Origin of the sequence: Salicola sp. Rm-C-2C1-2 (assembly GCF_040196175.1) — a bacterium.
GTDB lineage: Bacteria > Pseudomonadota > Gammaproteobacteria > Pseudomonadales > Oleiphilaceae > Halospina.
In genome coordinates this window covers 154,825-169,373 of record NZ_JBEFNF010000007.1, presented here as the reverse complement: position 1 = coordinate 169,373, position 14,549 = coordinate 154,825, and the positions used below count along the sequence as shown (strand labels likewise).

Here is a 14,549-nt window from a genome sequence, read left to right as displayed (position 1 = left end):
CGTTAGGCCCAATTTAGGGATTAACGGCAACTGGAAACCGGATCTGAATTCAACGAAATAATTGGAGTGATTTCCATGGGTAAGATTATAGGTATTGACCTGGGCACCACGAACTCCTGTGTGGCCATCCCGGATGGCGATGGAGTCAAGGTGATTGAGAACGCGGAAGGCGATCGCACGACGCCCTCCATTGTGGCTTATACCGATGAAGGCGAGACGCTTGTCGGTCAGGCGGCCAAGCGCCAGGCGGTCACCAACCCGAAAAATACGCTTTATGCTATCAAGCGTCTCATCGGGCGTGCTTACAACGATGATGTTGTGCAGAAAGACATCAACATGGTGTCTTACGACATCGTCAAAAATGACAACGGCGATGCCTGGGTACAGGTGAAAGACGAGAAAATGGCACCGCCGCAGGTTTCTGCTGAGGTGCTCAAGAAGATGAAGCGCACCGCTGAGGATTATCTCGGCGAGACCGTGACCGAAGCGGTTGTTACTGTCCCGGCCTACTTCAACGACAACCAGCGCCAGGCAACCAAGGATGCGGGCCGTATCGCCGGGCTTGAGGTTAAGCGCATCATCAACGAGCCGACCGCAGCCGCGCTGGCTTACGGGCTCGATAAGAAGGGTAAGGATCGCACCGTTGCGGTCTATGACCTTGGCGGCGGTACCTTCGATATCTCGGTTATTGAGATTGCGGACGTTGATGGCGAGAAGCAGTTTGAAGTGCTGGCCACCAGTGGTGACACCTTCCTGGGTGGTGAAGACTTCGACATGGCGCTGATCGAGTACCTTGCTGACCAGTTCAAGAAGGATCAGGGCATTGATCTGCGCGGTGACTCCCTGGCCATGCAGCGTCTGAAAGAAGCGGCAGAGAAGGCGAAGGTTGAGCTTTCCAGTGCCCAGCAGACTGATGTGAACCTGCCGTACATCACGGCGGACCAAAACGGGCCCAAGCACCTGAACGTGAAGGTGACCCGCGCGAAGCTTGAATCACTGGTCGAGGACCTGGTCAAGCGCAGCATTGATCCCTGCAAGACCTGCATCGACGATGCCGGCGTGAAAGTGGGCGATATCGACGAGGTGATTCTGGTCGGTGGTCAGACCCGCATGCCCAAGGTTCAGGAAGCGGTGAAAGAGTTCTTCGGCAAAGATCCGCGTAAGGATGTTAACCCGGACGAAGCAGTAGCCATGGGTGCCGCCCTTCAGGGCTCCGTGCTTTCGGGCGACGTCAAGGACGTGCTGCTTCTGGATGTGACACCGCTGACTCTGGGCATCGAGACCATGGGTGGTGTGGCGACACCAGTAATCGAGAAGAACACCACGATCCCGACCAAGAAGTCGCAGACCTTCTCGACCGCTGAGGACAACCAGACCGCGGTGACCATTCATGTGGTTCAGGGCGAACGCAAGCAGGCGAACCAGAACAAGTCGCTCGGGCGCTTTGACCTGCAGGATATTCCGCCGGCACCGCGCGGTACTCCCCAGATCGAAGTCACTTTCGATATCGACGCCAACGGTATCCTGAACGTATCGGCTAAGGACAAGGCAACCGGCAAGGAGCAGTCCATCGAGATCAAGGCTTCTTCCGGTCTGACCGAGGACGAGGTCGACCAGATGGTCAAGGATGCCGAGCAGAATGCTCAGGAAGACGAGAAGTTCGAAGAACTTGTTCAGGCGCGGAATCAGGGCGACAGCATGATTCATGCCGTGCGCAAGAGCCTTGAAGAAGCTGGCGATCAGGCGTCCGAAGAAGAGAAGACCGCCATCGAAAATGCCATCTCCGAGCTGGAAGAGGCGATGAAAGGTGACGACAAAGAGCAGATCGAGGCTAAGACCCAGGCTCTGACTGAAGCCTCCTCAAGCCTTGCGCAGAAGATGTACTCGCAGGAAGGCGAGGAAGGTGCTGCCGGAGCTGAAGGCAGCCAGGAGCAGGGCGGTGGCGATGATGCCGTCGATGCTGAATTCGAGGAAGTCGACGACAATGACAAGCGGTAAAACCGCTGGCATTATCCGTACCCTTTGATCGACGCACGCGGGAGTCCTCTCCCGCGTTCGTCGTTGTTGTGAACATTTGAATTACGGTTGACAGACTGTCATGGCCAAACGCGACTATTACGAGATCCTTGGTATCTCCCAGAGTGCCGACGACAAGGAGATCAAGAAGGCATACCGGAAGCTGGCAATGAAGTATCATCCGGACCGGAATCCGGATGACGAAGACGCCGAGGCGCGCTTCAAGGAGGCCAGTGAGGCCTATGAAGTCCTGGGTGACCCCGAAAAGAAAGCCGCGTACGACCAGTTCGGTCACGCCGGTGTTGATGGCTCCGCCGGTGGCGGTGGTGGCTTCGGCGGCGGTGGTGGCGCCAGCTTCTCCGATATCTTCGGGGATGTCTTTGGCGATATCTTTGGTGGCGGTCGCGGCCGCGGCGGCCGGGGCGCTGACCTGCGCTATACACTGGAGCTGGATCTTGAGGATGCCGTGAGCGGCAAAGACGTCAAGATCGAGATCCCGAGTGCCACCGAATGCAGCAGTTGCAAAGGCAGTGGTGCTGAACCCGGGACTCGCCCGGAGACCTGCGGAACCTGTCGTGGCATGGGTCAGGTCCGGATGCAGCAGGGCTTCTTTTCTGTACAGCAGACCTGCCCGAACTGCCGTGGCGCCGGCCAGATTGTGAAAAATCCCTGCAAGGCGTGCCGTGGCGAAGGCTTCGTCGAAGAAGAGAAAACGCTCTCGGTCAAGGTGCCACCGGGCGTGGATACCGGCGATCGTATCCGCCTCTCGGGCGAAGGTGAGCCCGGTATGCATGGCGGTGGACCGGGCGATCTCTACGTCCAGATGGCCGTCAAGGAACATCCGATTTTTGATCGTGACGGCCGCAATCTGCACTGCGATGTGCCGATCAGCATCACGGACGCGGCTCTGGGTGGCGAACTGGAGGTGCCGACGCTTGATGGAAGAGTTAAGCTCAAGATTCCGGCAGAGAGTCAGAGCGGTAAGACCTTCCGCCTGCGCGGCAAGGGTGTAACACCTGTGCGTGGTGGTGCCCCTGGTGATCTGCTGTGCCGCATTGTAGTGGAAACGCCGGTCAATCTCACGAAGAAGCAGAAAGAGCTGTTGCGTGAATTTGAATCGACCCTTCAGGAAGACAGCGATGGTAAGCAGCACGGACCACGCAAGAGCTCCTGGTTTGAAGGCGTTAAGAACTTTTTTGACGATATGAAGTTCTAGGTTGCAGGTCTCAGGTGTGGAGGGGGTATGACGCGTATTGCAGTGACTGGCGCCGCTGGTCGGATGGGCAAAACACTGGTTGAGTCGGTGACCCTGACCGAGGGAGTGTCCCTTGGAGCGGCAACTGTCCACCCGGAAAGTTCTCTGATCGGTTCTGATGCGGGCGAAGTGGCCGGCGTTGGCCGCAACGGGGTGATGCTGAGTGGCGGCCTGGAAAAAGTGGTGGAAGATTTCGATCTGGTGATCGATTTCACCTTTCCTGAGCTCACACTGCAGCATCTCGATGTGTGCCGGGAGGCCGGCAAAGCGGCCGTAATCGGGACAACCGGTATGGCTGAGGCTGAAAAACAGCAGCTCGAAGCCAAAAGCGAAGGTCTGAACGTGGTGCTTGCTCCCAACATGAGTGTGGGCGTTAACCTTCTCCTTCAGATCCTGCAGACGGCTGCCCGGGTCATGGGTGATGAAGCCGATGTGGAGGTCATCGAAGCGCATCACCGCCACAAGAAGGATGCTCCTTCAGGTACCGCCCTGCGGCTGGGGGAGGTGGTGGCGGACACGCTCGGGCGTGATCTGCAACAGTGCGCTGTTTACGGTCGCGAAGGGTTTACAGGCGAACGCCCGCGTGAGGCCATTGGTTTTGAGACGGTCCGTGCCGGTGACATCGTGGGTGAGCACACCGTGATGTTTGCTGGGTTGGGGGAGCGTATCGAGATCAGCCACAAAGCGAGCAGCCGCATGACCTTTGCCCAGGGAGCCGTCAGGGCCGCCCAGTGGCTGGTGCAGCAGCCTGCGGGGCTGTATGACATGCAGGATGTACTGGATCTCAAGTGACATTCGAGCCAATGGCCGCTGTTCGGCGCCATATGGGATCTCGCGGATGACAGTAGCGTCGGTTTCTCTATATAATGCGCCGGATTTGTTAAGCGCTTACTCCACCGGCTGTTAAGGAACTTCTGAGAGTCTATTAAGAAGTTCCTGGAACCCCTGCAGGAGCGGGACGGGTGTACGACACCGTCCCGCTTTTTGCAAATGGGCGCCGGGGTTTCGTGATGCGCGTCCTACCCGCCAGAGACGCTAGAGGGGCATGGCTTTGACGAAACCAGCGATCCTTGCACTTGAAGACGGCAGCATCTTCAGAGGCGAGTCCATCGGTGCTGACGGCACCACCAGCGGTGAGGTCGTTTTCAACACGGCCATGACCGGCTATCAGGAAATCCTGACTGACCCGTCCTATACCCGCCAGATGGTCACGCTGACCTATCCGCATATTGGTAATACCGGCACCAATCCGGAAGATGTGGAGTCCGACCATGTCTGCGCATCCGGACTGATTATCCGCGACCTGCCGCTGCTGGCCAGCAACTGGCGACGCAGTGAGTCGCTGCCGGATTATCTGCAGCGCGAAAAGGTTGTGGCTATTGCCGGAGTGGATACGCGGCGGCTGACTCGACTTCTGCGCAACAAAGGCGCCCAGGGCGGTGCCATCGTGGCGGGGGAGAACATGAGTGAGGAGGAAGCTCTGCGTCTGGCACGGGACTTCCCCGGTATCAAAGGGATGGATCTGGCCTCCGAGGCCGGCTGCAAAGAACCGCGCACCTGGACCCAGGCCGCTTGGACCCTGGACCAAGGCTATGGTGAGGGGCTGGAAAAACGTTACCGCGTCGTCGCCTATGACTACGGCATCAAATACAACATCCTGCGGCTTTTGGTTTCGCGAGGGTGTGAGGTAACACTAGTGCCTGCGCGCACGCCGCTCGATGAGGTGATGGCATACAACCCGGACGGCGTTTTCTTTTCCAATGGCCCGGGCGATCCAGAGCCCTGTGGTTACGCCGTTGAGGCCCTGAAGAGCTGTATTGAGCGTCATATTCCCACCTTTGGGATCTGTCTCGGGCATCAGCTTCTAGGTCTGGCGGTTGGCGGCCGCAGCGAGAAAATGAAGTTCGGTCACCATGGCGCCAACCATCCTGTTGAATGTGTTGATGATGGGACAGTGGTTATTACAAGTCAGAATCATGGTTTTGCGGTAGATGAGAAGTCGCTGCCGGAGAATGTGGCGGTGACGCACCGCTCGCTGTTTGATGGCACTCTGCAGGGTATGCGTCTGCGTGATGCGCCGGTGTTCAGCTTTCAGGGACATCCGGAAGCCAGCCCCGGGCCGCGGGACATGATCCCGCTGTTCGATGAGTTTACCCGTCTGATGGACGAGCATAAAACCACGCAGGCCGCCAAGTGAGAACAACGGCTTCGAATCACGGCTCGAGACGAACAGGATAAGGGTTCAATGCCGAAACGAGACGATATCCAAAGCATTCTGATTCTTGGTGCTGGCCCCATTGTGATCGGCCAGGCGTGCGAGTTTGATTATTCCGGTGCTCAGGCCTGCAAGGCGCTGCACGAGGAGGGCTTCCGGGTCATTCTGGTTAACTCCAACCCGGCGACCATCATGACCGATCCGGTGATGGCGGATGCTACCTACATTGAGCCCATCACCTGGCGCACCATCGAGAAGATCATTGAGCAGGAGCAGCCAGATGCGCTGCTGCCAACCATGGGCGGCCAGACGGCGCTGAACTGCGCCCTGGACATGGAGCGCCACGGCATCCTGCAGAAGCATGGCGTGGAAATGATCGGTGCCAACGCGGACACCATCGACAAGGCTGAGGATCGTGACCGTTTCGATAAGGCGGTTCATAACATCGGTCTGGAAACACCGCGTGCATCCATGGCACACAGCATGGAAGAGGCTTATCAGGTTCTGGAGCACATTGGTCTGCCCTGCATCATCCGGCCCTCCTTCACCATGGGCGGTTCCGGTGGCGGTATCGCCTATAACCGGGAAGAATTCCACGAAATCTGTGAACGCGGCTTAGCGCTTTCGCCCACCAATGAGCTGCTCATCGACGAGTCACTCATCGGATGGAAGGAATACGAGACCGAGGTTGTCCGCGATAACAACGATAACTGCATCATCGTGTGTGCCATCGAGAACATGGATCCCATGGGCGTGCACACCGGTGACTCCATTACTGTGGCACCGTCACAGACGCTGACCGACAAGGAATGGCAGATCATGCGTGATGCCTCGCTGGCGGTGCTGCGCGAGGTGGGCGTTGAAACTGGCGGCTCAAACGTCCAGTTTGGCATCAACCCGGCTAACGGGCGCATGGTGGTGATTGAGATGAATCCGCGGGTGTCACGCTCGTCAGCGCTGGCGTCCAAGGCTACCGGGTTCCCCATCGCCAAGGTCGCCGCTAAGCTGGCCGTAGGCTTCACGTTGGATGAGCTGAGTAACGAAATCACTGGTGGCGTTACGCCGGCCTCCTTCGAGCCGTCCATTGATTACGTGGTCACCAAGATCCCGCGGTTCACTTTTGAAAAGTTCCCGCAAGCGGATCCGCGCCTTACGACCCAGATGAAATCCGTGGGTGAGGTCATGGCCATTGGTCGTACCTTCCAAGAATCCTATCAGAAGGCGCTGCGCGGACTTGAAACTGGTGCCTCCGGCCTGGATCCGATCCTTGAAGATAAGGAGGATGCCCGGGATACCCTGATCCACGAGCTCAAAGTGCCCGGCGCCAGCCGCAGCTGGTACATCGGTGAAGCCTTCCGCCGTGGCATGAGTCTGGAAGAGGTCTTTGAGTACACGTTCATTGACCGCTGGTATCTGATCCAGATCCAGGATCTGATCGAGGAGGAGAAACGGCTGGAATCCACGGGTATGGCGGATCTGGATTACAGCACTGTGTTCCGGCTCAAGCGCAAGGGCTTTTCCGATACACGCCTGGCCAACCTGCTGGGCGTTTCCGAGCAGAGTTTCCGCAAGCTGCGCCATGATCTGGGCGTACGGCCGGTGTACAAGCGCGTCGACACCTGTGCCGCTGAATTTGAGTCCTCCACGGCCTATATGTACTCCAGCTATGAAGAGGAGTGCGAGGCCAACGTCAGTGATCGCCAGAAAATAGTGGTCATTGGTGGTGGGCCCAACCGGATCGGGCAGGGCATTGAGTTCGACTATTGCTGTGTGCATGCGGTGCTCGCCATGCGCGATGATGGCTACGAGACCATCATGATCAACTGCAATCCGGAGACGGTTTCCACCGACTATGATACCTCTGACCGGCTCTATTTCGAGCCGATCACTCTGGAAGACGTATTGGAGATTGTGCAGTCGGAGAATCCGGATGGTGTCATCATCCAGTACGGTGGCCAGACGCCGCTCAAGCTGGCACGTGGCCTGGAGGCGGCGGGTGTGCCCATTATTGGCACCAGCCCGGACGCCATCGATCGTGCCGAGGATCGGGAGCGCTTCCAGCAGATGATCAATCGGCTGGGGCTTAAGCAGCCGGCTAATGCCACGGTACGGAGCCTCGAGGAAGGTATTCTGGTGGCGCGTGATATCGGTTACCCGTTGGTGGTCCGTCCTTCCTACGTGCTGGGCGGTCGCGCTATGGAGATCGTCTACACCGAGGAAGAGCTCAAAGAGTATATGCGCAGCGCGGTGCTGGTCTCCAATGACAGCCCCGTCCTTCTGGATCACTTCCTCAACTCCGCCATCGAGATTGACATCGATGCCGTGTGTGACGGTAAGACTGCGGTCATTGGCGGCATTATGCAGCACATTGAACAGGCAGGTGTGCACTCGGGGGATTCCGCCTGCTCACTGCCGCCTTATACGCTGCCGGAGAACGTTCAGGATCAGATGCGCGACATGGTCAAGCGCATGGCGCTGGAGCTGGATGTAGTGGGTCTGATGAATGTGCAGCTGGCCTGGCAGGACGACGAGATCTACGTGATCGAGGTGAATCCGCGGGCCTCCCGGACAGTGCCATTTGTATCCAAGGCCGTAGGCCGCTCACTGGCGCGTATCGCCGCGCGCTGCATGGTGGGCTTCAGCCTGGAGGAGCAGGGGGTCATCACCGAGTCCGTGCCCCAGTACTATTCGGTGAAGGAATCCGTCTTCCCGTTCCCGAAATTCCCGTCTGTGGATCCAATCCTCGGGCCGGAAATGAAGTCCACCGGCGAGGTCATGGGCATTGGCGACAGCTTCGACGAAGCCTTTGCCAAGGCCGCGCTGGGCGCCGGCGAAACACTGCCCACCTCGGGAACTGCCTTCATCAGTGTGCGTGATGCCGATAAACCGGATGTTGTGCGCCTGGCGCAGGATCTGGCGGACGTTGGCTTCCGGCTCATCGCCACTGGTGGTACGGCCCAGGTCCTGTCCGAGGCAGGGCTTGAGGTTGAGAAGGTTAACAAGGTCCGCGAAGGCCGGCCGCACATCGTGGACGCTATCAAAAACGGCCAGGTCGACCTGATCGTGAACACCACCGAAGGGCGCAAGGCGATCGCGGATTCCGCACAGATTCGCCAGTCCGCCCTTCAGCGCAAGGTCACCTACGCCACCACATTGACCGGCGGCGAAGCCTTCTGCCGCGCCATCCGTTTCGGCTCTGAGCGCCAGGTTCGCCGCCTTCAGGACTTGCACGCGGGGTATCAGTAATGAGCAACAACCGTGTTCCCATGACCAAGCGGGGCGAAAAGGCTCTGCGTGATGAGTTACACCGTCTCAAGAGCGAAGACCGGCCCAAGGTTATTCAGGCGATTTCCGAGGCGCGTGAGCACGGCGACCTCAAAGAGAACGCCGAGTATCACGCTGCCCGGGAGCAGCAGAGTTTCATCGAGGGGCGCATCCAGGAGGTCGAAAGTAAACTGGCAGCGGCTCAGGTGATCGATGTCACGACCATCGAAAAGACGGGCAAGGTGATCTTCGGCACAACGGTGCGCCTGATCAACACCCAAACCGAGGAAGAGGTGACTTACCAGATCGTCGGCGATGAAGAAGCCGATATCAAAGAAGGTCGCATTTCGATCTCTTCACCGATCGCGCGAGCCCTGATCGGCAAAGAGGAGGGCGAAGAGGTCACGGTTCAGGTGCCCTCAGGCACCGTTGAATATGAAATCGACGAGGTGAGCCATATCTAGCGCTGGCGCAGGTTGGAAAGCTTGGTGTTGGGCTCGGTGGCGCGACGCAGCAGCACCGCTACCTTGCCGATTATCTGCACCAGCTCCGCGCCTGTGCTTTCGCAGGCCTCGTCGATCAGCTCGCGCCGTTCCTCGCGGTCCGTGGAGGCTACTTTGACTTTGATCAGTTCGTGATCCTCCAGGGCCCGCTCCAGTTCCTGCTGCAGCCCCTCGGAAATGCCATTGTCGCCAACCTGTACGACCGGTTTGAGATCATGGGCGATAGCCCGGTACTGGCGGCGCTGTGCGGCGGATAGTGACATGATGGCGTCTCTTGCTCGTATGATTTGGAGGAAAGACATGATACCAGCCGGCATAGCCCGGTTGCACCGGTTCGGAGGCCGCTTTGGGGCGTACCAAAAGCAGTGATCGCTGGCTACGTGAGCATCACCAGGATCCCTATGTCAATCAGTCGCGGGAAGATGGCTACCGTTCTCGGGCCAGTTACAAGCTGATTGAAATCGATCGCAAGGATGGTCTTTTCAAGCGTGGGCAGACTGTCGTCGATCTGGGCGCTGCGCCTGGTGGTTGGTCCCAGGTGGCCGCCGAGAAAGTGGGTTCAAATGGTACAGTGCTTGCCAGTGACATCCTCCCAATGGAGCCAATTCCGGACGTGGATTTTGTTCAGGGGGATTTCACAGAACAGGCTGTGCTGGATGAGCTGTTGCAAAAGCTCGATGGTCGTCCAGTCGACCTTGTTATTTCTGATATGGCGCCCAATATGAGTGGGGTGCCATCAGTTGATATCCCCAGTGCCATGCATCTGGTGGAGCTGGGGCTGGAAATGGCAAACGAGGTGCTGCGCCCCGGCGGCACCTTTGTTACGAAGGTTTTCCAGGGTGAGGGATTCGACGACCTGCTGCGTACCATGAAACGGGATTTCCGGCGTGTAGCGAGCCGTAAGCCGGATGCCTCAAGGGACCGTTCGCGGGAACAGTATCAGGTGTGTATGGGATTCCGGGGGCGTTAAAGGGCGGTAACCGCGAGGGCTGCGCTATGGCCGCTGGCCCGCGCATTGGTGTAACCTTTGATTCAAAACCGTTCGAATTCGGAACGGGCAGACAGTATGGGTGAGTGATCTTGAACGATATGGCAAAAAATCTGGTTCTGTGGCTGGTCATTGCAGCCGTTCTGCTGATGGTATTTCAGAACTTCAGCCCGGAACCACAGCAACAACAGCTTAACTATTCCCAGTTCATTGAAATGGTACGCAGTGGCCAGGTCGAGGAAGTGACCATTCAAGGCCAGACCATTACCGGGATGCGCCAGAACGGGAACAACTTCACCACCATCCGGCCGGCGGTCGAGGACCCTAACCTGATGGATGACCTCTACAACAACGAAGTGGAGGTGACCGGCAAAGAGTCGTCCGGCCAGAGTATATGGACTCAGCTCCTGGTGGCCTCGTTCCCGATCTTGATTATTATCGCCATCTTCATCTTCTTTATGCGGCAAATGCAGGGAGGTGGCGGTGGCGGCAAAGGCCCCATGTCGTTCGGTAAGAGCAAAGCCAAGCTCATGAGCGAGGAGCAGGTCAAGACTGGTTTCGCAGATGTCGCTGGTGTTGATGAGGCCAAGGAGGACGTCAAAGAGCTGGTGGATTTTCTGAAGGATCCGAGCAAGTTCCAGCGGTTGGGCGGTCATATTCCAAAGGGCGTGCTCATGGTGGGGCCGCCTGGTACCGGCAAGACGCTGCTGGCGAAGGCCATCGCCGGCGAGGCGAAGGTGCCCTTCTTTACCATTTCCGGTTCGGATTTCGTGGAGATGTTTGTGGGTGTGGGGGCTTCCCGTGTCCGCGACATGTTTGAGCAGGCCAAGAAGCAGAGCCCGTGCATCATCTTCATTGACGAACTTGATGCGGTCGGGCGTCATCGTGGCGCCGGCATGGGCGGCGGAAATGATGAGCGTGAGCAGACCCTGAACCAGATGCTGGTCGAAATGGACGGTTTCGAGGGTAATGAAGGCGTTATCGTCATCGCCGCCACCAACCGGCCCGATGTGCTGGACCCGGCGCTATTGCGCCCGGGCCGGTTCGATCGTCAGGTCGTTGTGCCCCTGCCTGATATCCAGGGCCGGGAGCAGATGCTCAAGGTTCATCTTTCCAAGATACCGTTGGCGGATGGCGTCGAGCCCAGGAACATCGCGCGAGGTACGCCCGGATTCTCCGGCGCGGATCTGGAGAACCTGGTCAACGAAGCGGCGCTGTTTGCCGCCCGGCGCAACAAGCGGCTGGTTTCCATGGATGAGCTGGAGGTGGCCAAAGACAAGATCATGATGGGCTCCGAGCGTAAGTCCATGGTCATGTCCGAAAAAGAGAAGCTCAACACGGCGAACCATGAATCCGGCCATGCCATTGTCGGGCGGCTGATGCCCGAGCATGACCCGGTCTATAAAGTGAGCATTATCCCGCGCGGTCGGGCTCTGGGTATTACCATGTTCCTGCCGGAAGAAGACAAATACAGTCACAGCCGGCGCTATATCATCAGCCAGCTCTGCAGCCTCTTCGGTGGCCGTATTGCCGAGGAACTGACGCTGGGCAAGGATGGTGTGACCACTGGTGCCCAGAACGATATCAAGCGCGCTACCGAGCTGGCGAGGAATATGGTCACCAAGTGGGGCCTTTCCGACAAGCTCGGCCCGCTGATGTATGATGATGATCGCGAAGAGCCGTTCGCGGGCTACGATTCGGGGGCCAGTGCTAAGGGTGTATCCGGGCCCACAGCCCAGGCCATCGACGAAGAAACGCGGCGCATCATTGATGAGTGCTACGGCACCGCCAAGCAGATCCTCGTTGATAACATGGACAAGCTGCACCTGATGGCAGATGCCCTGATGAAGTGGGAAACCATTGATGGCGGCCAGATTGATGACATCATGGCTGGCAAGACGCCGCGCCCGCCCAGTGGCTGGGATGATGATGATCCCGATGATGATACGGTTGTGGCCGACATCAACGCCAAGTCTGATGCCGACAGTGAGGAGTCGGGACACCCTGCTGGCGGTCACTGACCCCTGACTCACCTGCGGTCCGAACGCTCCCGAGCTTTGCCCGGGAGCGTTTTTCGTTGCGAGGAGCCGATATGATCGATTTGCCGGATCAGATGCCGTCCCCTGCTGTTATGGGGGTGATCAACGCCACTCCGGATTCGTTTTCTGATGGTGGTCTTTTCAGTGCCCCGGAGCAGGCTGTGGCACAGGCCAGGGCTATGGTTGAGGCCGGCGTTGACTGGGTGGATGTGGGGGGAGAGTCCACGCGCCCAGGCGCGGCGCCGGTTCCTTTGCAGGAGGAGCTTGATCGGGTCTGCCCAGTGATCGAAGCGATCCGGGCTGAACTCAATGTGCCCATCTCGCTTGATACCAGTGCGCCCGAAGTGATGCGTGCAGGCGCGCGCCTGGGCATCAGTATGCTCAATGATGTGCGCTCGCTGGAGCGTGAGGGCGCTGTCGCTGCGGCGCGCCAAACCGCTTTGCCGATCTGTATTATGCACCGACAGGGTGAGCCGGCAACCATGCAGGATCGGCCTGAGTACGGTGATGTCCTTGAAGAGGTTGTGGGCTACCTGGATCGCCGGGCTGCTGAACTCCGTGCGGAAGGCATCAACGGGGATCGACTGCTTTATGACCCCGGGTTTGGTTTTGGTAAGACCCTGGCCCACAATCTGACCCTCCTGGACAATCTGGAAGCGATTGTGGCCCGGGGCTGGCCGGTACTGGTGGGGATGTCGCGAAAGAGCATGGTTGGGCATGTGACCGGGCGACCGGTTGAGGAGCGAATGCCGGGTAGCGTGGCCGCAGCAACCATGGCCATGATGAAAGGCGCCGCCATCGTCCGAGTGCACGATGTGCCGGAAACAGTAGACGCGGCACGCATGGTGCGCGCGGTGCGTGATCAGGGGAGTCACTGGAATAATGGGTAAGGAACGCAATTATGGGTGAGTGCAGGTATTTTGGAACTGACGGGATTCGTGGCGAGGTCGGGGTTCACCCAATCTCCCCGGATTTCATCCTCAAGCTGGGTTGGGCTGCGGGTCGAGCCTTCCGTCGCGAAGGGCAGGCCAACACCATGCTGATTGGTAAGGATACGCGCCTTTCCGGTTATATGTTTGAGTCAGCGCTGGAAGCGGGGCTGTCTGCTGCCGGTATGGATGTGCGCCTTCTTGGCCCCATGCCCACCCCCGCTATCGCCTATCTTACGCGTACCTTCCGCGCCGCAGCGGGTATTGTGATCAGCGCCTCGCATAATCCACATCATGACAATGGCATCAAGTTTTTCTCCGCGGACGGTGCCAAGCTGAGCGATGCTCTGGAAGCACGCATTGAGCAATGGATTGATGCTGAGCTCGAGGTGGTGCCTGCTAAGGGATTGGGCAAGGCAGCCCGTATCGATGATGCCCCGGGGCGCTATGTCGAGTTCTGCAAGAGCACGGTGCCCGGTCAGTTCAGTCTCGAAGGCGTCCATCTGGTGGTGGACTGTGCGCATGGTGCGACCTATCACGTGGCGCCATCAGTATTCCGGGAGCTGGGTGCTCAGGTTACGCTTATCGGGGCAGACCCCGATGGGCTCAACATCAACGACGGCTGTGGATCTACGTCGCCAGAAGCGATGCGTCAGCGTGTTCTGGAATCCGGCGCGGACCTTGGTGTAGCGTTTGATGGTGACGGTGACAGAGTGATCATGGTCGATCATACCGGGCATGAAGTGGACGGCGATGAACTGCTTTATATCATCGCGAGAGAGCGCCATGAGGCCGGCGGGCTCGATGGTGGCGTGGTCGGAACCCTGATGACGAATCTGGGTATAGAGCAGGCTCTCGGGCGGCGTGGTATCGCGTTTGCGCGGGCCAGGGTCGGGGATCGCTATGTGATGGAGGAGCTGGTTAACCGCCGCTGGTTGATTGGCGGCGAGGGCTCTGGGCATATCGTGTGCCGGGATCGCACGACGACCGGCGACGGCATTGTCTCCGCTCTTCAGGTGCTGGTAGCAATGCAGCGGCGAGAGTGCGGTCTTGCGGAGCTTCTTTCGGATGTCACCCGCCTGCCTCAGGAGACAGTGAACGTGCGGGTTGGGCAGCGCTTCAATCCGGACGACGTAGAGGCAATTCAGGCGGCGGTACGTGCGGCCGAATCCGAACTCGGTGAGCGCGGGCGGATCCTGTTAAGGGCCTCGGGCACAGAGCCCGTGATCCGGGTTATGGCCGAAGGCGAAGACGCGGATCATATTGGGCGTGTTGCCCGTGAGCTGGCGGGTGTGGTTCAGCGTGAGGCGCCCTGAGCGTCCTTGCGCTGCTACGGCATC

11 protein-coding genes are annotated in these 14,549 nt (G+C 58.6%); 10 read left to right on the top strand and 1 reads right to left on the bottom strand.

Annotated elements, in window-relative coordinates; translation table 11 throughout:
* The first annotated feature begins 75 nt into the window (after positions 1-75).
* The 6 genes from dnaK to greA all read left to right on the top strand — a co-directional run bounded on the left by dnaK (position 76) and on the right by greA (position 9,214).
* Positions 76-1,998 (top strand): molecular chaperone DnaK, encoded by a 1,923-nt coding sequence (gene dnaK / locus AAF659_RS12500; RefSeq protein ID WP_349752101.1) that lies wholly within the window; start codon positions 76-78, stop codon positions 1,996-1,998.
* Between the two features lie 100 nt (positions 1,999-2,098).
* On the top strand, positions 2,099-3,232 hold the full coding sequence (dnaJ, locus tag AAF659_RS12495) for a molecular chaperone DnaJ (RefSeq protein ID WP_349752099.1): 1,134 nt from the start codon (positions 2,099-2,101) through the stop codon (positions 3,230-3,232).
* Positions 3,233-3,259: 27 nt separating this feature from the next.
* Positions 3,260-4,063: a 4-hydroxy-tetrahydrodipicolinate reductase gene (gene dapB / locus AAF659_RS12490; RefSeq protein WP_349752098.1), complete on the top strand. Its 804-nt coding sequence runs from the start codon at positions 3,260-3,262 to the stop codon at positions 4,061-4,063.
* Between the two features lie 259 nt (positions 4,064-4,322).
* Complete coding sequence (carA, locus tag AAF659_RS12485) at positions 4,323-5,468, top strand: glutamine-hydrolyzing carbamoyl-phosphate synthase small subunit (RefSeq protein ID WP_349752097.1); 1,146 nt, start codon at positions 4,323-4,325, stop codon at positions 5,466-5,468.
* A gap of 48 nt (positions 5,469-5,516) precedes the next feature.
* Positions 5,517-8,732, top strand: a complete 3,216-nt coding sequence (gene carB / locus AAF659_RS12480; protein ID WP_349752096.1) for a carbamoyl-phosphate synthase large subunit — start codon at positions 5,517-5,519, stop codon at positions 8,730-8,732.
* Positions 8,732-9,214 (top strand): transcription elongation factor GreA, encoded by a 483-nt coding sequence (gene greA, locus AAF659_RS12475; RefSeq protein WP_349752094.1) that lies wholly within the window; start codon positions 8,732-8,734, stop codon positions 9,212-9,214. Before carB ends, greA begins: the two co-directional genes overlap by 1 nt.
* Here the strand turns inward: greA and yhbY are convergent.
* The gene (gene yhbY, locus AAF659_RS12470; protein WP_349752093.1) at positions 9,211-9,516 is read right to left on the bottom strand and encodes a ribosome assembly RNA-binding protein YhbY; all 306 of its coding nucleotides are present in this window, start codon (positions 9,514-9,516) and stop codon (positions 9,211-9,213) included. The two genes, greA and yhbY, sit on opposite strands and share 4 nt — an antisense overlap.
* Before the next feature lie 83 nt (positions 9,517-9,599).
* On the opposite strand from yhbY, the gene rlmE reads away from it, so the two are divergent.
* The 4 genes from rlmE (at position 9,600) to glmM (ending at position 14,525) form a co-directional block, all read left to right on the top strand.
* Positions 9,600-10,223, top strand: coding sequence for a 23S rRNA (uridine(2552)-2'-O)-methyltransferase RlmE (gene rlmE / locus AAF659_RS12465; RefSeq protein ID WP_349752091.1), 624 nt, complete (start codon positions 9,600-9,602; stop codon positions 10,221-10,223).
* A 110-nt stretch (positions 10,224-10,333) separates the two neighbouring features.
* Positions 10,334-12,262 carry an ATP-dependent zinc metalloprotease FtsH gene (gene ftsH / locus AAF659_RS12460; RefSeq protein WP_502949212.1) on the top strand — a complete coding sequence of 643 codons (1,929 nt, stop codon included), beginning with the start codon at positions 10,334-10,336 and terminating at the stop codon, positions 12,260-12,262.
* A gap of 71 nt (positions 12,263-12,333) precedes the next feature.
* On the top strand, positions 12,334-13,170 hold the full coding sequence (gene folP / locus AAF659_RS12455) for a dihydropteroate synthase (RefSeq protein ID WP_349752088.1): 837 nt from the start codon (positions 12,334-12,336) through the stop codon (positions 13,168-13,170).
* Between the two features lie 11 nt (positions 13,171-13,181).
* Entirely contained in the window at positions 13,182-14,525 is a 1,344-nt protein-coding gene (gene glmM, locus AAF659_RS12450; protein WP_349752087.1) for a phosphoglucosamine mutase, read from the top strand.
* Positions 14,526-14,549: the final 24 nt, after the last annotated feature.

What these genes read in the sequence shown, in the direction of transcription:
- dnaK (WP_349752101.1), top strand. Translation starts at nt 76, where the DNA reads ATGGGTAAGATTATAGGTATTGACCTGGGCACCACGAACTCCTGTGTG.
- dapB (WP_349752098.1), top strand. Translation starts at nt 3,260, where the DNA reads ATGACGCGTATTGCAGTGACTGGCGCCGCTGGTCGGATGGGCAAAACA.
- dnaJ (WP_349752099.1), top strand. Translation starts at nt 2,099, where the DNA reads ATGGCCAAACGCGACTATTACGAGATCCTTGGTATCTCCCAGAGTGCC.
- greA (WP_349752094.1), top strand. Translation starts at nt 8,732, where the DNA reads ATGAGCAACAACCGTGTTCCCATGACCAAGCGGGGCGAAAAGGCTCTG.
- glmM (WP_349752087.1), top strand. Translation starts at nt 13,182, where the DNA reads ATGGGTGAGTGCAGGTATTTTGGAACTGACGGGATTCGTGGCGAGGTC.
- folP (WP_349752088.1), top strand. Translation starts at nt 12,334, where the DNA reads ATGATCGATTTGCCGGATCAGATGCCGTCCCCTGCTGTTATGGGGGTG.
- yhbY (WP_349752093.1), bottom strand. Translation starts at nt 9,516, where the DNA reads ATGTCACTATCCGCCGCACAGCGCCGCCAGTACCGGGCTATCGCCCAT.
- carB (WP_349752096.1), top strand. Translation starts at nt 5,517, where the DNA reads ATGCCGAAACGAGACGATATCCAAAGCATTCTGATTCTTGGTGCTGGC.